The sequence below is a fragment of the Pseudomonas sp. GL_103 genome (assembly GCF_057835175.1).
Genome location: NZ_CM174420.1, coordinates 5553342 through 5575558, shown reverse-complemented (window position 1 = coordinate 5575558; position 22217 = coordinate 5553342). Strand labels below are relative to the sequence as shown.

Sequence of the window (22217 nt, the reverse complement as noted above, 5' to 3'; positions counted from 1 at the left end):
TGTCAGCGCGATTCGGCTTTGGAATTCGAACCGGCTAGGCGGTTACGCACCATGCCAATGATCATCGGCACCAGCGAGATCAGGATGATGCCCACTACCAGTAGCGACAGGTTCTTCTTGATGAACGGCACGTTGCCGAAGAAGTAACCGAGCGTTACCAGGCCACCGACCCACAGGATGGTGCCCAGCACGCTGAAGGCAAAGAAACGCGGATAAGGCATTTTCCCCACTCCGGCGACGAACGGTGCAAAGGTACGGATGATCGGCAGGAAGCGCGCCAGGGTCACGGTTTTGCCGCCGTGCTTGTCGTAGAAATCGTGGGTTTGTTGCAGGTAGTCACGACGGAAGATCTTCGAGTCCGGATTGCTGAACAGTTTTTCACCTGCCGTTCGTCCGATGATGTAGTTGGTGCTGTCGCCCAGGATCGCCGCCAGCATCAGCAGACCGCCGAGCAGCACCGGGTCCATGCCGCCACCGGCCGCCACGGCGCCAGCGATGAACAGCAGGGAGTCGCCCGGCAGGAAAGGCATGACCACAAGGCCGGTTTCACAGAAGATCACCAAGAAAAGTATGGCGTAGATCCATGCTCCGTAGTTGGTTACAAGCATGTCGAGGTAGACGTCGAGATGCAGGACAATGTCGATCGGGTTGAAATCCATGGAAAGCACCTGTGGTGACGGCCCGACTCAGCAGACCTGTGCGGATGACTTCGCGTAAGACTACGGATAGGGGTAGTTTTTCTTACAAGCCGGGAATATCGGGATTATACGAGGCGAGTGGTGAAAATCGCGTCGAGATTGTAGCGGGGAATGTCATCACAGGGCTGATGTTTGATAACGATCAGGTGGGATCGAGCCTGCTCGCGATGCCGTTGCCTCGTTGGACCAGTGTAATCCAGTCGATGCCATCGCGAGCAGGGTGCAGGTGATTCAGAGTTCGTCGCTGATCGGCAGCACATAGTTCTTGAATTCGGTGTCTTCCTTGAATCCGATGGACTCGTAGGTTTTCTGCGCGACTTCGTTGTTGCTGCTGGTGGAAACACGCATGCGCACGGCATTGGTTTCCTTGGCCATTTTTTTTGCGGTGCGGATCAGGTTGTCGGCCACCAACTGGCGGCGGGCGTCCTCGGCGACATAGATATCGTTGAGGATCCATACACGCTTGAGCGAAAGCGAGGAGAAGCTCGGGTACAGCTGGCAGAAGCCCATCAGTTTGTTGCTGTCGTCATCGGACAGCGCCAGGTAGATCACCGATTCCTTGCGACGCAGGCGTTTTTCGAGGAACGCCCGGGACGAGTCCGGATACGGCAGGGAACCATAAAACTCGCGATATTTGACGAACAACGGGGTCAGCAGGTCCAGGTGTTCGAGGGTCGCTTGAATAATCCGCATGGTAGGTCTCGTCTTCAAGTGGCTGTCTTACGTCTCTGACGGCGATGGGAAACCCTTGGCGGCCGCGCCACGATCCTGCCTGAAACTGGTACGAGTGTGCAATGCGCAAGCGGTTCAGGCATTCGGCGGGCCGAGCAGGAAATTTCCTTTCATGTCGCCTCCCGTGTCCGCCTCCAGTGTCTGAACCTGCGCTTCGTCCTTCAGATTGACCCCTGACAACTGCCGCCGGCAGGCTTCGCGCATCAAATACAGCAAACGGTGTGCCGCCATGCCGTAGCTCAGGCCTTCGAGCCGGACATTGGAGATGCAATTACGGTAGGCATCGGTAAGGCCCACCTTGGGATTGTAGGTGAAATATAAACCCAGGCTGTCCGGGGAGCTGAGGCCAGGGCGTTCGCCGATGAGGATCACGGTCATTTTTGCGCCAAGCAACTCACCGATCTCATCGGCGACGGCCACTCGGCCCTGTTCCACGAGTACGACTGGCGCAACAGTCCAGCTGTCGCCTGCCATTTGCTCTTTGAGTCGCGCTAGAAACGGCAGGGTATGGCGATGAACGGCCAGTGCCGACAGGCCGTCGGCGACCACGATCACCAGATCCACGCCATCCGGATGGGCCGCCGCGTAATCACGCAGGGTCTGCGCCGAGGCATCACTGAGTTTTCGCCCCAAATCGGGGCGTTGCAGGTAGGTGTTGCGATCCGTCGCCGCACTGTGCAGCAAAAGACATTCGCGATCACGTTCGGCCAATTGCGCATTGAGGGAGGCATGGTCAAACGGCAAGTGCACCGCATCCCGCGCCTGAGCGTGGGCGTATTGGAAGTCCAGTTGCGCGCGGGTGGGAATGCTGGTGCCGGTGCGGCCCAGAGCGATTCGCGCCGGCGTCAGGCGTCGTAGTTCCAGCCAAGGGTTGTGTGGATCGAAGGGTAGTTTGTCCATGTCAATGCTCATCCCAGTTGCGCCAAGGCCTGCCGGAAGGCTGGCGGCAGGCTGTCGCCGAAGAGAACCCTGCCATCCGCTTGAGTGAAGATGCCCATTTTCGCCAGCCACTGCTCGAACTCCGGTGCGGGCTTCAACCCCAAGGTCTGCCGGGCGTAGAGCGCATCGTGGAACGAGGTGGTCTGGTAGTTGAGCATGATGTCGTCGGAGCCTGGGATGCCCATGATGAAGTTGATCCCGGCGACGCCCAGCAGGGTCAGCAGGGTGTCCATGTCATCCTGGTCGGCTTCGGCGTGGTTGGTGTAGCAGATGTCGCAACCCATGGGCACACCGAGCAATTTGCCGCAGAAGTGGTCTTCCAGGCCGGCGCGGATGATCTGTTTGCCGTTGTACAGGTATTCCGGGCCGATGAAGCCGACGACGGTGTTGACCAGGAACGGTTTGAAATGCCGCGCCACGGCGTAGGCCCGGGTTTCGCAGGTTTGCTGATCGACGCCGTGATGGGCGTTGGCTGACAGGGCGCTTCCCTGGCCGGTTTCGAAATACATCAGGTTCTGGCCCAGCGTGCCGCGATTGAGGCTCAAACCTGCGTCGTAACCTTCCTGCAATATATTGAGGTTGATGCCGAAACTGGCGTTGGCCGCTTCGGTGCCGGCGATAGACTGGAACACCAGGTCCAACGGCACGCCGCGATTGACCGCTTCGATCGACGTGGTGACGTGGGTCAGCACGCACGCCTGGGTCGGGATCTCATAGCGTTGGATGATCGCGTCGAGCATCTCCAGCATCGCGCAGATCGAGGCGATGCTGTCGGTTGCCGGGTTGATGCCGATCATGGCATCGCCGTTGCCGTGCAGCAGGCCGTCGAGAATGCTCGCGGCGATGCCCGCCGGTTCGTCGGTGGGGTGATTCGGTTGCAGACGAGTGGACAGCCGACCGCGCAGGCCCAGGGTGCCGCGAAACTGGGTGACCACGCGGATTTTCTGCGCCACCAGCACCAGATCCTGCACGCGCATGATCTTCGACACGGCGGCGGCCATTTCCGGAGTCAGACCGGGGGCGAGGGCGCGCAGGACCTGCTCGTCGGCGGCATCGCTGAGCAGCCAGTCGCGAAAGCCGCCGACAGTGAGGTGGCTGACGACCGCGAAGGCTTGTTTGTCGTGGGTGTCGATGATCAGGCGGGTGACTTCATCGGACTCATAGGGAATCAACACTTCTTGCAGGAAGTGGGATAGCGGGATGTCGGCCAAAGTCATCTGGGCCGCGACGCGCTCGCCGTCATTGAGGGCCGCGACGCCAGCCAGAAAATCCCCGGAGCGCGCCGGGCTGGCCTTGGCCATCACATCCTTGAGGCTGTCGAAGCGATAGGTCTGGGCGCCGACTGAATGGGCATATACGGCCATGGGGCGGGGCCTCCTGATCAATTCAAAAATTCGATCCGCTTTTCTGTGGGGAATTGCATGCACTTCAATAATGCAGGCGCCAGGCTCGGGGCCCGGCGCCGGTGCATTCATATACCTTCGAGCATAGCGTCTGCAGGTGCCTCGGAACGTTGCTTGGCGGTCAACTGGAAGTACAGGTAACCGGCAACCATGAAGCCGAGGAAAACCAGGCCGATCACGGTGTTGAACCAGGCCATCGCCACCAGGCACACCACCGCCAGAAACAGCGCGATCCCCGGCACGATCGGATAGCCCGGCGCGCGGAAGGTGCGCTCCAGGTTCGGTTCGGTCTTACGCAGCTTGAACAGGCTCAGCATACTGATGATGTACATCACGATGGCGCCGAATACCGACATGGTGATCATCGCCGCCGTCAGGGTCATGCCTTGCAGGTTGATCAGGCCGTCGCTGTAGATCGCCGCGATGCCGATCACGCCGCCGGCCAGAATCGCCCGATGCGGCGTCTGGAAGCGCGAGAGTTTGGCCAGCCCCTTGGGCAGGTAACCGGCGCGAGCCAGGGCGAAGAACTGCCGGGAATAGCCAAGAATGATCCCGTGGAAACTTGCCACCAGACCGAACAGACCGATCCATACCAGCATGTGCATCCAGGTCGAATTATCGCCTACCACGGCTTTCATCGCCTGGGGCAGCGGATCGTTGATGTTCGACAGTTGGCGCCAGTCGCCGACGCCGCCGGCCATCACCATCACGCCAATGGCCAGGAAAACCAGGGTCAGAATGCCGCTGACATAGGCCCTGGGGATCGTGCGTTTCGGGTCCTTGGCTTCCTCGGCGGCCATGGCCGCGCCTTCGATGGCGAGGAAGAACCAGATCGCAAAGGGGATCGCCGCAAAGATCCCGGGAATCGAGCCCATCGTGAACTCGTTCGAACCCGACCAGCCATTGAGTACGAAGTTGCTGAAGCTGAAGCCCGGGGCAACTACACCCATGAACACCAGCAATTCAGCGACTGCGAGCACGGTGACCACCAATTCGAAGGTGGCCGCGATGCTGACGCCCAGGATGTTCAGGCCCATGAACACGAAATAGGCGCCAACGGCGGCGATCTTCGGGTCTAGTTCCGGGTATTGCACGTTGAGGTAGGCGCCGATGGCCATGGCGATGGCCGGTGGCGCAAAGACGAATTCGATCAGGGTGGCGATGCCGGCGATCAACCCGCCTTTCTCACCAAAGGCCCGGCGGCTGTAGGCAAACGGCCCGCCAGCGTGGGGAATCGCCGTCGTCAGTTCGGTGAAGCTGAAGATGAAGCAGGTGTACATCGTCGCCACCATCAATGCGGTGACGAGAAAACCCAGTGTGCCTGCGGTGCCCCAGCCGTAACTCCAGCCGAAGTACTCGCCGGAAATCACCAGGCCGACGGCAATACCCCATAAATGCAGGGTGCCGAGAGTGGGTTTGAGCTGTGTGGAAGAAGTAGTCATAAGTCCTCTCTAATTTTTATTGTTCGATCTTTTGGACTTTCGGGTGCGACGGGTTGGGTGCAAATCCTGAATGACGGGTACGCAAGGCCCGTGCCAGAGCGGCCAGACCTTGAGTGTTGTGTCATTTAAGACGCCATCGCGAGCAAGCTCGCTCCCACAGGGTTCTGTGTCAGGTCTCAAAAGGTGGATTCACCACAAAAACCTGTGGGAGCGGGCTTGCTCGCGATGGCTGCTTGAAGGGCGACACAGAGTTACCTGTGTCGCCCCCGGTTTTTAGAAGAAGCCCAGCGGATTGATGTCGTAGCTCACCAGCAGGTTTTTGGTCTGCTGATAGTGGTCGAGCATCATCTTGTGGGTTTCACGGCCGACGCCGGACTTCTTGTAACCACCGAACGCGGCATGCGCCGGGTACAGGTGGTAGCAGTTGGTCCACACACGACCGGCCTTGATGGCGCGGCCCATGCGGTAGGCGCGGTTGATGTCGCGGGTCCAGAGGCCGGCACCCAGGCCGAACTCGGTGTCGTTGGCGATGGCCAGGGCTTCGGCTTCGTCCTTGAAGGTGGTGATGCTCACCACCGGGCCGAAGATTTCTTCCTGGAACACGCGCATCTTGTTGGTGCCCTTGAGCAGCGTCGGCTGGATGTAATACCCGCTCGCCAGGTTGCCCTCGAGTTTTTCCACCTTGCCGCCGGTCAGCAGTTCGGCGCCTTCGCCCTTGGCGATTTCCAGGTACGAAAGGATTTTGTCGAATTGCTGCTCGGATGCCTGGGCGCCGACCATGGTGTCGGTGTCCAGCGGGTCGCCACGTTTGATTTGCAGGACCTTCTTCATCACCACTTGCATGAATTCGTCGTAGATCGACTCTTGCACCAGTGCCCGGGAAGGGCAGGTGCAGACTTCGCCCTGGTTGAAGAACGCCAGTACCAGGCCTTCGGCGGCCTTCTCGATGAACGACGGTTCGGCCTTCATGATGTCTTCGAAGAAGATGTTCGGCGACTTGCCACCCAGTTCCACAGTGGACGGAATGATGTTTTCCGCCGCGCATTTCATGATGTGCGAGCCGACCGGGGTCGAGCCGGTGAAGGCAATCTTGGCGATACGCTTGCTGGTGGCCAGGGCCTCGCCGGCTTCGCGACCGAAACCCTGGACGATGTTCAGCACGCCCGGTGGCAGCAGGTCGCCGATCAGTTCGACCAGCACGGTGATGCCCAGCGGGGTTTGCTCGGCAGGCTTGAGCACCACGCAGTTGCCGGCAGCCAGCGCCGGGGCGAGTTTCCAGGCGGCCATCAGGATCGGGAAGTTCCACGGAATGATCTGCCCGACCACGCCCAGCGGTTCATGGATGTGATAGGCCACGGTGTTACCGTCGATCTCGGCGGCGCTGCCTTCCTGGGCACGGATGCAACCGGCGAAGTAGCGGAAGTGGTCGGCGGCCAGCGGGATGTCGGCGTTGAGGGTTTCACGCACGGCTTTGCCGTTGTCCCAGGATTCGGTGATTGCCAGCAGTTCGAGGTTCTGTTCGATGCGGTCGGCGATTTTCAGCAGCACCAGCGAGCGCGCCTGGGCGGACGTGGCGCCCCACGCGTCGGCAGCGGCGTGAGCAGCGTCCAGGGCCTTGTCGATGTCTTCGGCCGTGGAACGGGGGAATTCGGCAATCGGTTGGCCATTTACTGGCGAGGTATTGGTGAAGTACTGACCTTTGACAGGCGCGACGAACTCGCCGCCGATGTAGTTACCGTATTTGGCTTTGAACGAAACGATAGCGCCTTCAGTACCGGGGTGAGCGTAACGCATGGTGGTCTCTCCTTGCTTTTGTGCTTATAGGGAGTCGCGCATGTGCGCTTGCTTTAAGCGTAGAGCAAGGGCCGGGCCAGTGCCTTGCATGTCAGGTAAATCAAGGCCTTGCGAGGTTTTTGTCGGACAAACGGGGTTGGCCTGTGACGCTTTCGGTACAGCCCTGGTGACACTTTGTACCCTTTGTGGCACAGCTTGTGACCAACCGGTCTTGCAGGCATTGCAATGCGGGCCGAGCTGGAGGATGCTCGGCATCACCTCATGCACGGGACGCCGAGCCCCGGGGAGAATAATAAGAAATGCACGACAACCATTTGAGTCGCCATGCCCAGCAAGTATTGACGGTGACCCAGGGCAAGACCCACCTGCACGGTCCCGGCAGCGATCCGTCCATCGCCCGTTCCTGGCTGCGCTGCCTTGAGGACTATCACCTCGATCCGGCCCTGAGCATCGCGCCGACGGTGCTGGAACATGGCCGTGTCCTGGAAAGCCGCGAGCGCTTGCAGCAAGTGCTGCACATCGCCGGCAATGAAATGACCAGCCTGCATCAACAACTCTCCGGCGCCGGCCATGCAGTGCTGCTGACCGACGCCCGCGGCGTGATCCTCAACTGCGTCACCGCGCCCGCCGAACGACAGATTTTCGAGCGCGCCGGCCTCTGGCTCGGGGCCGACTGGAGCGAAGCGTGCGAAGGCACTAACGGTATCGGCACCTGCCTGGTGGAGCGTCAGTCGTTGACCATCCATCAGGACGAACACTTTCGCGGCCGCCACACCGGCCTGACCTGCTCGGCGAGCCCGGTCTTCGATCCCCATGGCGAATTGCTGGCGGTGCTCGACGTGTCGTCGGCGCGGCGCGATGTGTCGCGGCAAAGCCAGTTCCACACCATGGCGCTGGTCAATCTGTCGGCGAAGATGATCGAGAGCTGCTACTTCCTGCGCTGCTTCGACAACCAATGGTTGCTGCGTTTTCACTTGCAGGCCGAGTCCGTCGGTTTGTTCAGCGAAGGCTTGCTGGCGTTCGACGGGGAAGGGCGCATTTGTGCGGTCAACCAGAGTGCGCTGAACCTGCTGGGGCATATTCGCGGCGGCTTGCTGGGTAAGCCGGTGGAGGCGTTTTTCGATTGCTCGCTTGATGAGTTGCTCGGTCGCGCGAGCACCAATGCCGCCGCCAGTTGGCCGTTGCGCACCCGTGATGGCCGCAAGCTGTTCGCGGTATTGCGCGGTGAGGCACGGCGGCCGCTGCCAACCCCGATGGTGCCAGCGGCCAAGGTTGTACAAGCGCCGCGGCTGTCGGGCATTTGCCTGGATGACGCGACGTTGCAGGCGGACTTCCGCAAGGCTTTGCGCGTCTATGAACGCGACGTGCCGCTGCTGATCAACGGCGAAACCGGGTCCGGCAAGGAGGCCTTTGCCAAAGCGGTGCACCACGCCAGCCAGCGGGCGGAGAAAGCCTTTGTCGCCCTCAATTGCGCGGCCATTCCCGAAACCCTGATCGAAAGCGAGCTGTTCGGATATCGCGGTGGCAGCTTTACCGGTGCGCGCAAGGAGGGCATGCGCGGCAAACTGCAACAGGCCGACGGCGGCACCTTGTTCCTCGATGAAATCGGTGACATGCCACTGGCCATGCAGACTCGCTTGCTGAGGGTGCTGGAAGACCGGCAAGTGGTGCCGATCGGTGGCGAGCCGGAATCGGTGAATGTGCGGATCATCAGTGCCACTCACCGTAACTTGCTGGATCGTGTGCAGGACGGCAGCTTCCGTGAGGATTTGTATTACCGCCTCAACGGGCTGGAAGTCGCGTTGCCGGCCTTGCGTGATCGTAGCGACAAATCCCGGTTGCTCGACTTTCTGCTGGCCGAGGAGGCGGGCGGAGAAACCGTGTTGATCGACGGCCCGGCGCGGGAGGCCTTATTGGGGTTCGCCTGGCCGGGTAATGTGCGGCAGTTGCGAAATGTGCTGCGTACGTTGGCAGCACTGTGTGAGGACGGGCGGATCGGTCTGGAGGATTTGCCGGCGATGATTCGCCAGGCGCGGCCGGCAGTCTCGACGATTGAAGAGGCGTCGGAGCATCCGCTGGAAGATGCCGAGCGGCTGGCGTTGCTCAATGCGCTGGAACAGACGCGATGGCATATGACGCACACCGCGGAGCAGTTGGGGGTCAGTCGCAATACCCTCTATCGAAAACTGCGTAAACACGGGATTGCCCGGTAGACCACGTCGCGCCCTTCGCGAGCAGGCTCGCTCCCACAGGGTCTGCGCAGGCCTTGTGGGAGCGAGCCTGCTCGCGAAGGCGTCTTCATATACTGAAACACAAGGTGCGATTTTCCCCTCCCTAAGCTAACCTGCGGCCATGTTTTACGAGGTCGACTATGCACATTCATATTCTTGGTATCTGCGGCACTTTCATGGGGTCAATGGCGGTTCTGGCCAAGGAGTTGGGCCATCACGTGACGGGCTCCGATGCCAACGTCTATCCGCCGATGAGCACTCAGCTGGAAGCCCAGGGCATTGAATTGACCCAAGGCTACGACCCGGCGCAACTCGATCCGGCCCCTGATCTGGTGGTGATCGGCAACGCCATGTCCCGGGGCAACCCGGCTGTGGAGTATGTGCTGAACAAAGGCCTGCCCTACGTCTCCGGCCCGCAATGGCTGGCTGATCACGTGCTGCAAGGTCGCTGGGTGCTGGCGGTTGCCGGTACGCACGGCAAGACCACCACCAGCAGCATGCTGGCCTGGGTGCTGGAGCACGCGGGCATGGCTCCGGGTTTCCTGATCGGCGGCGTGCCGCAAAACTTCTCGGTGTCCGCGCGCCTGGGCGATACGCCGTTCTTCGTCATTGAAGCCGACGAATACGACAGCGCGTTCTTCGACAAGCGTTCCAAGTTCGTGCACTACCGTCCGCGTACGGCAATCCTGAACAACCTCGAATTCGATCACGCGGACATCTTCCCGGACCTGCCGGCCATCGAGCGGCAGTTCCATCATCTGGTGCGGACCATCCCAAGCGAAGGCCTGGTGATTCATCCGACCACTGAGCCGGCCTTGCAGCGCGTTATCGAGATGGGTTGCTGGACTCCGGTGCAAACCACCGGTGCCGGCGGTCAGTGGCAGGTCAAGCTGCTCAGTGAAGATGGCTCGAAATTCGAAGTGATGTTCGAAGGCGTCGCCCAGGGCGTGGTCGAGTGGGACATGACTGGCCAGCACAACGTCGCCAATGCTCTGGCGACCCTGGCTGCCGCACGCCACGTCGGTGTGGTGCCGTCCATGGGTATCGCCGCGTTGAGCGCCTTCAAAAGCGTGAAGCGCCGGATGGAAAAAGTCGGGGAAGTGGGTGGCATCACCATTTATGACGACTTCGCTCACCACCCGACCGCCATCGCCACCACCCTCGACGGGCTGCGCAAGCGCATCGGCGATGCACCGCTGATCGCGATCATCGAGCCGCGTTCCAACTCCATGAAGCTTGGCGCGCACCGTGACGGATTGCCGGAAAGCGTGGTCGATGCCGATCAGGTGATCTGGTACGCACCGGCCAACCTCGGCTGGGACCTGGCGGGCACCGCCGCGCTGTGCACCGTGCCGTCGATTGTCAGCGATTCCCTGGAAGGCATCATCGAGCGCGTGAAGAGTCAGGCTCAGCCAGGCACCCACGTGGTGATCATGAGCAACGGCGGCTTCGGCGGCCTGCACGGCAAACTGGCTGAGGCGCTCAAATGAACAACGGCCCGGACCGCATCACCCTGGCGATGACCGGCGCTTCAGGCGCCCAGTACGGTTTGCGCCTGCTCGACTGCCTGGTGCGGGAAGATCGTGAAGTGCACTTCCTGATTTCCAAGGCTGCGCAGTTGGTGATGGCCACCGAAACCGACGTCACGCTGCCGGCCAAGCCGCAGATGATGCAGGCGTTCCTCACCGAATACACGGGTGCCGCCGCCGGGCAGATTCGGGTCTACGGCAAGGAAGACTGGATGTCGCCGGTGGCTTCGGGTTCCGGCTCCCCGGCGGCGATGGTGGTAGTGCCGTGTTCCACGGGCACGTTGTCGGCCATCGCTACCGGTGCCTGCAACAACCTGATCGAACGGGCCGCAGACGTGACGCTGAAAGAGCGTCGGCAGTTGATCCTGGTGCCCCGTGAAGCGCCGTATTCGAGCATTCACCTTGAGCACATGCTCAAGTTGTCGAACATGGGCGTGACAATCCTGCCAGCATCACCGGGCTTCTATCATCAGCCGCAAACCATCGACGACCTGATCGACTTTGTCGTGGCGCGGATCCTCAACCTGCTGAATATTCCTCAGGACATGTTGCCGCGCTGGGGCGAGCATCATCTGACCAGCGATGAATAAGCTGCTGGTGATAGTGCTGGCGCTGCAATTGGCCGGGTGCGCGACCGCGCGCACCCTCGATGCGGCCAAGCCGGGGGCTCCGGTGGTTTACTCGGGGACTCGCCTGGATTTGTACGCGTTGAACGGTGGGTGCTGCGCGATGGACCGATTCGGCGCCGAAGCACCGAGCTATCCCGGTGTCGACCTGCCGGCGAGTGCGTTGCTCGACACGCTGCTGTTGCCGCTGTCATTGCTGACGGTGATTGGGGTGAGTTTTCAGGCGACGGGTGGATTGTAAGAGAGCGTTGTGGCGAGGGGGCAAGCCCCCTCGCCACAGGTTCGCGGTTTACTTGCCCAACTTCCTCAGCTCATCCGACTCGACAATCCTGACCCCGTCCTGCTCTTCCAGCGCAAGGCGCCACATCGCGCGAGCCAGTTGGCAGGCCTCGATGCCATGGTATTTGCCAGGGATCAGCCGAGACAACGGGCCGGCGACTTTCTCGCCCAGTCGCGGTTCGGTGCGATCACCCAGCAACAGCGAAGGGCGGCAAATAGTCAGCTGCGGCCAGTCCTGCGCGCGCAATGCGTACTCCATCTCGCCTTTGACCCGGTTGTAGAAAATCGAGGATCTGCGATCGGCTCCCAGCGCACTGATCACGATCAGGTGCCGTGCGCCCATCTCCCGTGCGCGTTTGGCAAAGGCCACGACCATGTCCAGGTCCACCGCGCGGAACGCCTGTTCCGAGCCCGCCTGTTTGATCGTGGTGCCCAGGCAGCAGTAGGCGATGTCGACACGGCCGTTCAACTGCGGCAGAAACTCCACCGGGTCGCCGACGGGGTTTTCAAGGTGCGGGTGCTCGGCCAATGGCCTGCGTGAGGGGGCCAATACCCGTGAAATCGTTGGCTCGTTGAGCAAGCGATCAAGCAGATGTTCACCGGTCAGGCCGGTGGCTCCGGCAAGCAATACGTGCTGAGGCGTCAAGTACATAGTGTTTCTCCCTTGATACTATTCAGCTTAGTTGCTGTTTGCATCCTTGCTTTCGATGGACGCACTTTGCAGAGCTTTTCGTGCCTGCTGTTTGCGCAGAAGTTGCCAATGCGAGAGGACGGTTTTCGGTGCCCAGATCTGCGGTTCGGACGCTTCGAAACCGTCCGCCAGCTCACGTTCGGCGACGGTGGCCTTGGTCAGTTTGAAGGCTTGTGCCAGGTCATCGGTCTGGTTCAGGGCCTGGGCGAACAGGGCGTCGCCGAAGTAAGTGAAGTTGGCTTCCTCCGAGCAACCGAAGGACACTCGGTCGGCCCGCGAGGCCGTCATGATCAGGGTCCGTTCATCCTTGAGGGTGGGGATGAAACCGCCGGAGTAGCAGGACGAAATCACGATGATCTTGTCGCGGTTTTTCAGGGGGGCGAGAACTGCGGCCAACTCGTCGGCTGGCAGATCGGCCAATTCCATGCGCGGCTGGTCAAGCACGAGTTCGTGTTCGCTGGTGCCGTGGCTGGTCAGGTAGATGAAAATCAGGTCTTCCGGACCGCTGCGTTCGGCCAGCGTCAGGGCGGCGCGGCGCAGGCTTTCCCGGGTAGCCATCGGGCGGTCGGCGAGGTGGTCGCGATGGTTCACCAGGCGGATCTGGCCAAAGGTACCGAAACGGGTAGTGAGCATGTTGGCGACGTAGTCGGATTCGCGCAGAAACACGCTTTGCTTGCCATCGCCACCCAGGGTCAACGAATACAGCTCCACCGCCGGGGTCGAGGGTGGGACGTTGGCCAGCGCGGCGTCGAGCAGGCGCCCTTGGGCCAGCAGGCCGAGCTCCAGGGTGTCGGGCAATAATTTGCCCTCGGCGTCGCGTACGCGCTGGCCGTTGATCCAGGTGCCGCTGAGCACGGTGCCATCGGTCAACACCAATGTGCCGCGCCCTTGGTAACTGTCGTTGTCGAACTGCCCGGTGTAAAAGCTGCCGTCGGACAGGTTCAGTCGGCCCTGGCCGGAAAAGCGCCAGTCATTGAACTGGCCGATGTAGTGGCTGCCGTCAGTACCGATCAACTCGCCCTTGCCGTTCAGCGAGCCTTCCTTGAACTGGCCCAGCCAGACATCGCCGTCGGCGTTTTCGTAGCGGCCCTTGCCGTGCAATTGATTGTTCTTGAAGCTGCCGACATAGATGTCGCCGTCGGCGCTGTTGAACGTCCCGTTGCCTTCCAGCTGGCCGTCGACGAAGTGCCCGGTGAACTGATTGCCGTTGCCGTCGCCGCGCTGGCCTTCGCCATTGGGTTTGCCATGGGCGAACTGGCCCTGATAGGCGCTGCCGTCTTCGAGTTCGAGGCGACCCAGGCCGGCGTATTGATCGGCCTTGAACTCTCCGCGATAGCTCATGCCGTTTTCTTTGAGGGTGCCTTCGCCGTTGCGCCGGCCGGCCTTGAAGCCGCCGCTGTAGCTGCTGGCGTTGGTGGTCAGTGCCCCCTGGCCGTCGAACAGTCCCTGGTTGAACTGCCCGCGATAGACTTCGCCATTGCTGCCATGCCATTCGCCCTGGCCCTGCCACTGGCCCTTGTCGAATTCGCCGGCGTACCAGCTGCCGTTCGGGTAGTCGATGCGCCCCTTGCCTTGCAGCAAGCCATTGACCAGGTCACCGCGATAGCGTCCGCCGTCCGGCAGGCGGGCGTCGGGAGGCATTGGCGATTCGCCGTCGCCGCAAGCGGTGAGCATCAGGGTCAAGGCAAGGAGTGCAAGTGAGCGCATAGCGGATTCCGGGCAATTAGGCGAGGGAGTATGCCGCAGCTATGTGTCCTTATACAGGGCGAGGTACCGCGCGAGGGCGCGAAACAGCGTGAGCTGCTTCGCATCCGGCAAGGTTTATACGAAGCACAGGGACAGGGGTTCGGCGATGTACGCCGGTTTGTCCGAACCTTCGATTTCCAGGGTGGTGGTGGCCTTGAGCAGCCATTGGCCGGGTTTCTTCTCGATGACTTCGGTCAGGTCGACCTTCAGGCGTACTTTCGAATTGACCTTGACCGGCTGGATGAAGCGCACGCTGTCGAGGCCGTAGTTGACCACCATCTTCAAGCCTTCGGGCATGACGAGGATGTCTTCCATCAGTTTCGGGATCAGCGACAACGACAGGAAGCCGTGAGCGATGGTGCTGCCAAATGGCGTTTGCGCGGCCTTGACCGGGTCGACGTGGATGAACTGAAAATCCCCTGTGGCTTCGGCGAACAGGTTGATGCGGTCCTGATCGATAGTGAGCCATTCGGAACGTCCAAGTTCCTTGCCGACATAATCTTTGAGCTCTGCAACTGGAACATAGGGCATTGAGACTCTCCTTGGGTTCATCGGTTTTATAGTTTTGGCTTGCGGGGATCTGACCTCCCGGCTTACTACTTTAGATCAACATGACCAAACGCTCCGGTCAACTGACCATGCTTTTGGCGAATGCCGGTCTATAGCGCGAGCATGCTTATAATGCCCGGCCAATGCGGGTGACGGATTTTGCGGGAGATCTTTGATGTTGTTACGGGGCCTGACGTGGCTGGTGCTGTTCCAATTGCTCGGCACTGCGATCAATCATTTGTTCTTGCCGGTGCTGCCGGGGCCGATTGTGGGGTTGCTGCTGTTGCTGGTGTACCTCATCTGTCGCGGACAGGTCGGCGAGCCGCTGAACCTGGCGGCCAGCAGCCTGCTGCGCTACCTGCCGCTGTTGCTGGTACCGCCGGCCGTGGGCGTGATGGTCTACGCCGCTGACATCGCGGCGGATTTCTGGGCCATTGTCGGTGCACTGGTGTTGTCGCTGCTGCTTTCGATGGCCTTCGCCGGGGTGCTGATGCAGCGCATGGTCAAGGGGCACGCTCACTCCGAGGACAACCAATGATCTTCGACTGGCACGGCGCCTGGACGTCGGTGATTCATCATCCCTTGTTTGGTATCGGCATTACCCTTGGTGCCTATCAACTCGTCCTGGCGGCATTCGAGAAAACCCGATGGATCTTTTTGCAGCCGGTGCTTGTCTCCATGTTGCTGGTGATCGGCGTACTGGTGGGCTGCGGCCTGACTTACGCCGAGTACCGCAAGAGTACCGAGATCCTCAGCATCCTGCTCGGCCCGGCCACTGTCGCGCTGGCGGTGCCGCTTTATCTCAACCTGCGACGGATTCGGCAGTTGTTCTGGCCGATATTTACTACGCTGGTGATAGGTGGGGTGGTGGCCACAGGGATGGGCGTGTTGCTGGGCTGGTCGTTCGGTGCCGAGCACATGATCCTGATGACCATGGCGCCGAAATCGGTGACTTCGCCTATCGCTATGTTGGTGGCTGAGCAGATCGGTGGTGTCGCGGCGCTGGCAGCGGTGTTCGTCTTGATTACGGGTGTGATCGGCGCGATTTTCGGCCCGGCGTTGTTGACCCGGCTGGGCGTGCACAGCCCTGAAGCCAGGGGCATGGCACTGGGCATGACGGCCCACGCGGTCGGCACGGCGGTGGCGATGCAGGAAAGTGAAGAGTGCGGCGCCTTCGCGGCGCTGGCGATGAGCCTGATGGGTGTGGCCACGGCGGTGTTGCTGCCGTTGGCGGTGTCGATGGTGGTGTAAAGGAAATGTCTATGAGTCTGCCGCTTTTTCCGCTCAATACAGTGCTGTTTCCAGGCTGCATCCTCGACTTGCAGATCTTCGAAGCGCGCTATCTGGACATGATCGGCCGCTGCATGAAGCAGGGCGGCGGGTTCGGCGTGGTGTGCATCCTCGATGGCGAAGAAGTCGGTATCGCCCCGGCTGGTTACGCCTTGGTCGGGTGTGAGGCGCTGATTACCGATTTCAAGCAGCAGGACAACGGCCTGCTGGGGATTCGTGTTCAGGGCGGGCGGCGTTTCCATGTATTGCGAACGGAAGTCCAGCGCGATCAGTTGACCGTCGCCGAAGTCGAGTGGCTGGAAGACGAACCCGAGCAACCCTTGCAGGACGAAGATGCCGACCTGGTTGCGTTGCTCAAGGCCTTGGCTGAGCACCCGATGGTCGAAGCGTTGAACATGGGCACTGAGGCGACCGGGCAACAATCACTGGCCAATCAATTGGCGTACCTGTTGCCGTTTGCCGAAGTTGACAAGATCGACTTGCTGCAACTTGATGATCCGCAACAACGACTGGATGCGATTCAGGCGTTGCTGGATGAGTTGCAAGGTGAGTTGTTTGTCTGATTAATTATGGTAAGTCGTCGATTGTTTTACTGATTGTTGTTTGGTTTGCTATTCAATTTGAAGTTGGTTGTTTCGGGCTTGTAGTCAGTTTGTCTGATGGGTCTTTGTATTGATTTTTAATAAGTGCGGAGAGTGGTTTGTATTGAGTGAGTAAGTTCGAGTGGTTATATTTGTTTTGCCTGCATGAGGTAGGCATTACATATATAAGGGATTGTTTTATGAAAGATTTAAGTGGCGATGAGCGTACGTTGTGGGCGGTGTGCTTTTCCCGGGTCATGGTCCGGTATGTTTTCGCAAATGCACCGCAGGCCGAAGTTGAGTTTGCGGCGGACTCGGCATCGAATGCAGCGAATGCGTTGATCCTGGTGCGACGCTCGGGTTTGAATGGCGGTCGCGATAGATTTGAACAGCGGCTTTGGGATGATTATGTGGGGGAGGCGATGATCAAGTTCTCCACGGAAGTTCGTTGGAAGTTGGAAGACTATGTCGTCGTCGCCGGGAAAGTTGGCAAGCAGGCCGATACGGCCATTGCGAAATATCGTGGCGTTGAAGAATCGGCTTTGCCAGGCTTCCCGTTTGGGGGCTAGGACTTAATATAAATTGTCAGGGCATGCTGTTGTTTAATGTCAAGGCGATTCTTGATCGGCCTGCCGTGAATGGGTGAGTCGTCGAAAAGTTGTTTGCCTGGCATTGTTGTTGGAAAGGTCGCAGCCTTTGGCAGCTCCTACAGGGTGAACACCCCTTTCATGTAGGCGCGACTGAAGCTGCGACCTTCTGCTTTATCTAGTACGCATACCGCAGCATCGTATGCGGCAAATGTCGCAACACGAAGAAGCCGAACAATGCCAGCAACGCCGGCAACACCAGCCACCAGACCTTGGGAGGCAAGGCGTTGAGCGGTTCCTTGCGCTGGATCAGCCACAGGCTCGCCGCGCAGACGCACGCCGCCAGCATTGCGCCGGCCAATACATCCGTTGGCCAATGCGCACCGAGGTAGACCCGCGAAAGCGAAATCGCCAGTGCGGGCAGGCAGCCCACCAATATCCATGTCAGGCGCATCCGGGGCGGTTGCCCACGGCCGGCCAGGACGGCGAGGGTCAGGAACAGCGCGAAAGACCCTGAGGCATGGCCGCTGGGCATGCTGTAGCTGGTCAGCGGGTCACTCAATACTTCGGGGCGCACGCGGGCGAAAAAGTACTTGGTCGCGGTATTGGCCAGTGCCGTGAAGAGCAGCGTGCTGCCTGCGAAAATCGCGTGCTGCCATTGCCGCATCAGCAGCAGCAAACCGGTCAGCAGCGCACTGAACAGCAACATGTTGCGGAATTCGCCGATCAGCGTGAAGACCACCGCCACTTCATCCAGCATCGGTTTACGATGTTCCTGCACCAGCGTCATTACCCCTTGGTCGAGTGCAGACAGGTGCGAGTAACCGATAAACAGCCCTGCCAGAATCAGCAGACTCATCCCGGTAATGAACAATGTTGCGCGGCGATGCCGGCGCAGGCTGCTGGTCGCGCTCAAGCCGACCATCAGCGCAATGCTGCCGGCAACAACCCCGGCCTGGAGCCAGAAGCCTTCGGGCAACGGCAAGCGGATTGCTGCGCCCGTGGCCCAGCCAGGCATCAGATAAGCCACCGACCAACCCGCGCCGGCCAACAGGCTGACAGCGAAGAAGCGCGGGAAAGGCATGTCGCACATTCCGGCCACCATCGGCAGCATTGGTCGCAGGGGGCCGATAAAGCGCCCAACCAGCAGGCTGGCGATGCCGTAACGCTGGAAATAAGACTCGGCCCCGGCGATCCATTCCGGATGATGGCGCAAGCCCGGCAGGCGCCGGATGTTCTGATGGAAGTGTCGCCCCAGAAAATACGAAATGACGTCGCCCAGCACCCCGGCGACAAAACCCAGCAAGAGCGTCTCACTGAGCGTCAGTGCGCCACTGCCTGCCAGTACCGCCACGGCGAACAGCAACACCGTGCCGGGAACGATCAGCCCGGCAATCGCCAGGCATTCCACGAAGGCCACGATGAATACCGCTGCTGCCAGCCATTGCGGGTTGACCGCCAACCATCCGGTCACGCTATCGAGCCATTGGCCCATAAAAACCACTCCATCAAATGTTCAATTGCTTTCAGGGGATAAGTGCAACTTTGAATACGCCACTGACCCCTGTGGGAGCGGGCTTGCCCGCGAATAGGCCCTTTCAGTCGATATTCACGTCGCCTGACACCCCCGCTCCCACAGGGGATTTCTGTTTGCATCAAGTCCGGGTCAATCTCAGGACAGCACAAAATAATCGCGACCTTCGACCTGGCCCCGTCGCAGCGGGTTGCGCGTGCAATAAGCCGCGTAGGCAGCGTCGACGAAGCGGTACATCAGGTGTTCATCGCGCCCATGGGGAATGCCCAGGCGCGTAGTCTGGATGATGTGGGCGGGCGTCTGCCCGACGTGTTCTACCAGCAGCACCTCATGGTCGAAGCGTTTGGCGTCCCACACCGGCACTTTCAGGCCCAGTGCCTTGCACAGCAGGGTTTGCCCGGCGCAGAGTTTTTGTGACGGGCGAGGGCGGCCCTGGGCATCGGGATTGTTCAACAGCATCTGTGCCAGGCTGCCCGGCCCGCTCAATTGATCGACCCACGGGTAGGCGGATTTGATCAGCACGGCGTTACCCGGCCCCTGGGCACTGAAATTCAGCGAATCGCCGCCCCGGGCGTAATACATATAGATGTGGCCACCATCCAGGAACAAAGCCTTACGCTTTTCTGTGTAACCGAGGGAGGCGTGGCTGCCTTTTTCTGCGCAGTAATAGGCTTCGGTTTCGATGATCCGGGCGCTGAGCCACAGGTCACCAACCCGATGGCGAATGACTTTGCCCAGTAAATCCCGGGCCAGAATTTGCGCGTCTCGGTCGAAAAACGCGTCCGGGAGGCCCGTGGGCAGGCTCGCAGCGGACGCTCGAACAGTCAGATTGGACATGATGACCGGCATTTGTCAGGGCTGAATGAGTCGTGATGATAACAATTTGCAGCTTAATCCCGGCTGAACATCGGTAAATTGCCCTCCATTTCGACCATCCGCCCGTCACCGCTGTTAGTCGGTGGGCGCGACAGCTATAATCTGTCGCTTTACTCTTTACCAAGACCTAATCAAAGACCACGCCAGACCATGACTGAGTCCGTTCTTGACTACATGACCCGCCTGGGTCGCGCTGCCCGCGAAGCTTCCCGCGTGATCGGCCGTGCCAGTACCGCGCAGAAAAACCGCGCCCTGCAGGCCGCCGCCAATGCGCTGGACGCTGCCCGCGCCGAGCTGACGGTGGCCAATGAACAGGATTTGGCCGCCGGTCGCGCCAATGGTCTTGAGCCGGCCCTGCTCGAACGCCTGGCGCTGACCCCGGCGCGTATCGACGGCATGATCGTCGGCCTGCGTCAGGTAGCAGCGCTGCCGGACCCGGTTGGTGCGATCCGCGACATGAGCTTCCGTCCGTCCGGTATACAGGTCGGCAAGATGCGCGTGCCATTGGGCGTGATCGGAATCATCTACGAGTCGCGGCCGAACGTGACCATCGATGCCGCGAGCCTGTGCCTGAAGTCCGGTAACGCGACCATCCTGCGTGGCGGTTCCGAGGCGATTCATTCCAATCGCGCCATCGCCGCCTGCATTCAGCGCGGCCTGGCCGAGGCCGATCTGCCTGCCGCGGTGGTGCAAGTGGTCGAAACCACGGATCGCGCTGCCGTTGGCGCGCTGATCACCATGCCTGAGTACGTCGATGTCATCGTGCCGCGCGGCGGCCGTGGCCTGATCGAACGCGTCAGCCGTGATGCCCGCGTTCCGGTGATCAAGCATCTGGACGGCATCTGCCACGTTTACGTGAGTGAACACGCCGATCTGGCCAAGGCACAGCGCATTGCGTTCAACGCCAAGACTTACCGTTATGGCATCTGCGGTGCCATGGAAACGCTGCTGGTGGATCAAGCCGTTGCCAAGGATTTCCTGCCGGCGATGGCTGCCCAGTTCCGCGAAAAAGGCGTCGAGCTGCGTGGTTGCGAACGCACCCGGGCGATCATCGATGCCGTGCCGGCCACCGAGGAAGACTGGAACACCGAGTATCTGGCGGCAATTCTGTCGATCCGCGTGGTCGACGGACTGGACCAGGCCATCGAGCACATCAACCATTACGGCTCGCACCACACCGATTCGATTGTCAGCGAACACCAGGGCGACACCCGGCGTTTCGTGGCTGAAGTCGATTCCTCGTCGGTGATGATCAATACCCCGACCTGCTTCGCCGATGGCTTCGAATACGGATTGGGTGCCGAGATCGGCATTTCTACTGATAAGCTGCACGCCCGCGGCCCGGTGGGCCTCGAAGGACTGACCTGCGAGAAGTACATCGTGGTCGGTGACGGGCAGCTGCGCGGACAGGAGCCGGTCTGACTTGGGCGACTTCGACCCGTCAGCCCCGGTCACCGTCAGCGAGCCAGCCCCTCGCCGCATTGGCGTGCTGGGCGGAACGTTCGATCCGGTGCACATCGGCCACTTGCGGGGTGCGCTGGAAGTCGCCGAAACACTGGCGCTCGATGAGTTGCGCCTGACACCCAGTGCCAGGCCGCCCCATCGGGGCAAGCCGCAGGTGTCGGCGAAAGACCGTCTGGCGATGGTCGAGTGCGCGGTGGCCGGTGTGGCACCGTTGGTGGTGGACGCCCGCGAATTGCAGCGGGACAAACCGTCCTACACCATTGATACCCTGGAACTGATGCGCGCCGAACTGGCCGCGGATGACCAGGTTTTTCTGCTTTTGGGCTGGGACGCTTTTTGCGGCCTGCCCACTTGGCACCGCTGGGAAGAGTTGCTCCAGCATTGCCATATCCTGGTGTTGCAACGCCCGGATGCCGACAGCGAACCGCCGGATGCCTTGCGCAACCTGCTGGCAGCGCGCTCGGTGAGCGACCCGCTGGCCCTCAAAGGGCCGAGCGGACAGATTGCATTCGTCTGGCAGACACCGCTCGCGGTATCCGCCACCCAGATCCGTCAACTGCTGGCCAGCGGTAAGTCGGTACGTTTCCTGGTGCCCGACGCGGTCCTGGCCTACATCGATGCGCACGGGCTCTACCGTGCGTCGAACTGAATAGGAGTGCCTCAAGGCACGTGGCAACAACGTGTATTGAAGCGCCCGAACAAACGAGCAAAACGAGTTTTATATGACGAGCAACAACGAAAGCAAAGTAAAACGCAAAGGCACATTCAAGAGTGCCCCGCTGCCGGAAAAGGTCCTCGCCGCCGAGCCGCCTAAAGGCGACGAGCTGGTCAAGATCGCCGTAGCCGCCCTGGAAGACGTCAAGGCCCAGGACGTGCTGGTGATCGATGTTCGCGACAAGCAGAGCATCACTGACTACATGATCATCGCCACCGGTACCTCCAACCGCCAGATCGGCGCGATGCTGGACAAGGTCCGCGAGGCCGTCAAAGCCCTGGGTATCAAGCCGCTGGGTGAAGAAGGCAAGGGCGACAGCGACTGGGTGCTGTTGGACATGGACGACGTGATCGTCCACATGATGACCTCCAACGCCCGTCAGTTCTACGACCTGGAGCGCCTGTGGAAAGGTGCCGAGCAGAGCCGTGCGGCCGATGGCAAGCACCACAGCCCTGAAGTTGGTCACGAGCACTTCAACAAGCTCAACAAAGACCAGGAATAAGGGACCGCT

At 60.5% G+C, this 22217-nt stretch carries 22 protein-coding genes; 11 read left to right on the top strand and 11 right to left on the bottom strand.

What is annotated here, in order from left to right:
• Positions 1-2: 2 nt before the first annotated feature.
• The 6 genes from AC3IP0_RS25130 to exaC all read right to left on the bottom strand — a co-directional run bounded on the left by AC3IP0_RS25130 (position 3) and on the right by exaC (position 7008).
• A complete protein-coding gene (locus AC3IP0_RS25130) occupies positions 3-659 on the bottom strand; it encodes a DedA family protein (RefSeq protein WP_489317371.1) in 657 nt (218 codons plus the stop codon).
• 270 nt (positions 660-929) lie between these two features.
• Positions 930-1391, bottom strand: a complete 462-nt coding sequence (locus AC3IP0_RS25125) for a GNAT family N-acetyltransferase (protein WP_007990572.1) — start codon at positions 1389-1391, stop codon at positions 930-932.
• Positions 1392-1505: 114 nt separating this feature from the next.
• Positions 1506-2330, bottom strand: a complete 825-nt coding sequence (gene eutC / locus AC3IP0_RS25120; RefSeq protein ID WP_489326151.1) for an ethanolamine ammonia-lyase subunit EutC — start codon at positions 2328-2330, stop codon at positions 1506-1508.
• A gap of 8 nt (positions 2331-2338) precedes the next feature.
• Positions 2339-3733 (bottom strand): ethanolamine ammonia-lyase subunit EutB, encoded by a 1395-nt coding sequence (locus tag AC3IP0_RS25115; protein ID WP_150726941.1) that lies wholly within the window; start codon positions 3731-3733, stop codon positions 2339-2341.
• A 107-nt stretch (positions 3734-3840) separates the two neighbouring features.
• A complete protein-coding gene (gene eat / locus AC3IP0_RS25110) occupies positions 3841-5214 on the bottom strand; it encodes an ethanolamine permease (RefSeq protein ID WP_150726942.1) in 1374 nt (457 codons plus the stop codon).
• Between the two features lie 273 nt (positions 5215-5487).
• The gene (exaC, locus tag AC3IP0_RS25105; protein ID WP_008052346.1) at positions 5488-7008 is read right to left on the bottom strand and encodes an acetaldehyde dehydrogenase ExaC; all 1521 of its coding nucleotides are present in this window, start codon (positions 7006-7008) and stop codon (positions 5488-5490) included.
• Positions 7009-7307: 299 nt separating this feature from the next.
• On the opposite strand from exaC, the gene AC3IP0_RS25100 reads away from it, so the two are divergent.
• The 4 genes from AC3IP0_RS25100 (at position 7308) to AC3IP0_RS25085 (ending at position 11635) form a co-directional block, all read left to right on the top strand.
• Entirely contained in the window at positions 7308-9221 is a 1914-nt protein-coding gene (locus tag AC3IP0_RS25100; protein ID WP_489317368.1) for a sigma-54-dependent Fis family transcriptional regulator, read from the top strand.
• A 158-nt stretch (positions 9222-9379) separates the two neighbouring features.
• Positions 9380-10729 carry a UDP-N-acetylmuramate:L-alanyl-gamma-D-glutamyl-meso-diaminopimelate ligase gene (mpl, locus tag AC3IP0_RS25095; RefSeq protein ID WP_489317367.1) on the top strand — a complete coding sequence of 450 codons (1350 nt, stop codon included), beginning with the start codon at positions 9380-9382 and terminating at the stop codon, positions 10727-10729.
• On the top strand, positions 10726-11358 hold the full coding sequence (ubiX, locus tag AC3IP0_RS25090; protein WP_150726946.1) for a flavin prenyltransferase UbiX: 633 nt from the start codon (positions 10726-10728) through the stop codon (positions 11356-11358). The genes mpl and ubiX overlap by 4 nt, the downstream gene beginning before the upstream one ends.
• On the top strand, positions 11351-11635 hold the full coding sequence (locus AC3IP0_RS25085; protein ID WP_122592679.1) for a YceK/YidQ family lipoprotein: 285 nt from the start codon (positions 11351-11353) through the stop codon (positions 11633-11635). Before ubiX ends, AC3IP0_RS25085 begins: the two co-directional genes overlap by 8 nt.
• 48 nt (positions 11636-11683) lie before the next feature.
• On the opposite strand, the gene AC3IP0_RS25080 is transcribed toward AC3IP0_RS25085, so the two are convergent.
• The 3 genes from AC3IP0_RS25080 to AC3IP0_RS25070 form a co-directional block, all read right to left on the bottom strand.
• Positions 11684-12325 (bottom strand): oxidoreductase, encoded by a 642-nt coding sequence (locus AC3IP0_RS25080; protein ID WP_489317366.1) that lies wholly within the window; start codon positions 12323-12325, stop codon positions 11684-11686.
• Between the two features lie 27 nt (positions 12326-12352).
• The gene (locus AC3IP0_RS25075; RefSeq protein WP_489326148.1) at positions 12353-14071 is read right to left on the bottom strand and encodes a C13 family peptidase; all 1719 of its coding nucleotides are present in this window, start codon (positions 14069-14071) and stop codon (positions 12353-12355) included.
• Between the two features lie 114 nt (positions 14072-14185).
• Entirely contained in the window at positions 14186-14641 is a 456-nt protein-coding gene (locus AC3IP0_RS25070; RefSeq protein ID WP_046041672.1) for a MaoC family dehydratase, read from the bottom strand.
• A 193-nt stretch (positions 14642-14834) separates the two neighbouring features.
• Here AC3IP0_RS25070 and AC3IP0_RS25065 point away from each other — a divergent pair, with 193 nt between their 5' ends.
• The 4 genes from AC3IP0_RS25065 to AC3IP0_RS25050 all read left to right on the top strand — a co-directional run bounded on the left by AC3IP0_RS25065 (position 14835) and on the right by AC3IP0_RS25050 (position 17099).
• Complete coding sequence (locus tag AC3IP0_RS25065) at positions 14835-15197, top strand: CidA/LrgA family protein (RefSeq protein WP_489326147.1); 363 nt, start codon at positions 14835-14837, stop codon at positions 15195-15197.
• Positions 15194-15910 (top strand): LrgB family protein, encoded by a 717-nt coding sequence (locus AC3IP0_RS25060; protein ID WP_057713153.1) that lies wholly within the window; start codon positions 15194-15196, stop codon positions 15908-15910. Before AC3IP0_RS25065 ends, AC3IP0_RS25060 begins: the two co-directional genes overlap by 4 nt.
• 11 nt (positions 15911-15921) lie before the next feature.
• Positions 15922-16512, top strand: coding sequence for an LON peptidase substrate-binding domain-containing protein (locus AC3IP0_RS25055; RefSeq protein ID WP_489317363.1), 591 nt, complete (start codon positions 15922-15924; stop codon positions 16510-16512).
• 218 nt (positions 16513-16730) lie between these two features.
• Complete coding sequence (locus AC3IP0_RS25050; RefSeq protein ID WP_489317362.1) at positions 16731-17099, top strand: hypothetical protein; 369 nt, start codon at positions 16731-16733, stop codon at positions 17097-17099.
• A 196-nt stretch (positions 17100-17295) separates the two neighbouring features.
• On the opposite strand, the gene AC3IP0_RS25045 is transcribed toward AC3IP0_RS25050, so the two are convergent.
• Together AC3IP0_RS25045 and AC3IP0_RS25040 are read right to left on the bottom strand one after the other, a co-directional pair.
• Positions 17296-18612 (bottom strand): bifunctional DedA family/phosphatase PAP2 family protein, encoded by a 1317-nt coding sequence (locus AC3IP0_RS25045; protein WP_489317361.1) that lies wholly within the window; start codon positions 18610-18612, stop codon positions 17296-17298.
• Between the two features lie 177 nt (positions 18613-18789).
• Positions 18790-19488: a DNA-3-methyladenine glycosylase gene (locus tag AC3IP0_RS25040; protein ID WP_489317360.1), complete on the bottom strand. Its 699-nt coding sequence runs from the start codon at positions 19486-19488 to the stop codon at positions 18790-18792.
• 189 nt (positions 19489-19677) lie between these two features.
• On the opposite strand from AC3IP0_RS25040, the gene AC3IP0_RS25035 reads away from it, so the two are divergent.
• The 3 genes from AC3IP0_RS25035 (at position 19678) to rsfS (ending at position 22208) form a co-directional block, all read left to right on the top strand.
• On the top strand, positions 19678-20949 hold the full coding sequence (locus tag AC3IP0_RS25035; protein WP_489317359.1) for a glutamate-5-semialdehyde dehydrogenase: 1272 nt from the start codon (positions 19678-19680) through the stop codon (positions 20947-20949).
• Position 20950: 1 nt separating this feature from the next.
• Positions 20951-21640: a nicotinate-nucleotide adenylyltransferase gene (gene nadD / locus AC3IP0_RS25030; protein WP_223449077.1), complete on the top strand. Its 690-nt coding sequence runs from the start codon at positions 20951-20953 to the stop codon at positions 21638-21640.
• Positions 21641-21713: 73 nt separating this feature from the next.
• Complete coding sequence (gene rsfS, locus AC3IP0_RS25025) at positions 21714-22208, top strand: ribosome silencing factor (RefSeq protein WP_007975896.1); 495 nt, start codon at positions 21714-21716, stop codon at positions 22206-22208.
• The last annotated feature ends 9 nt before the right edge of the window (positions 22209-22217 follow it).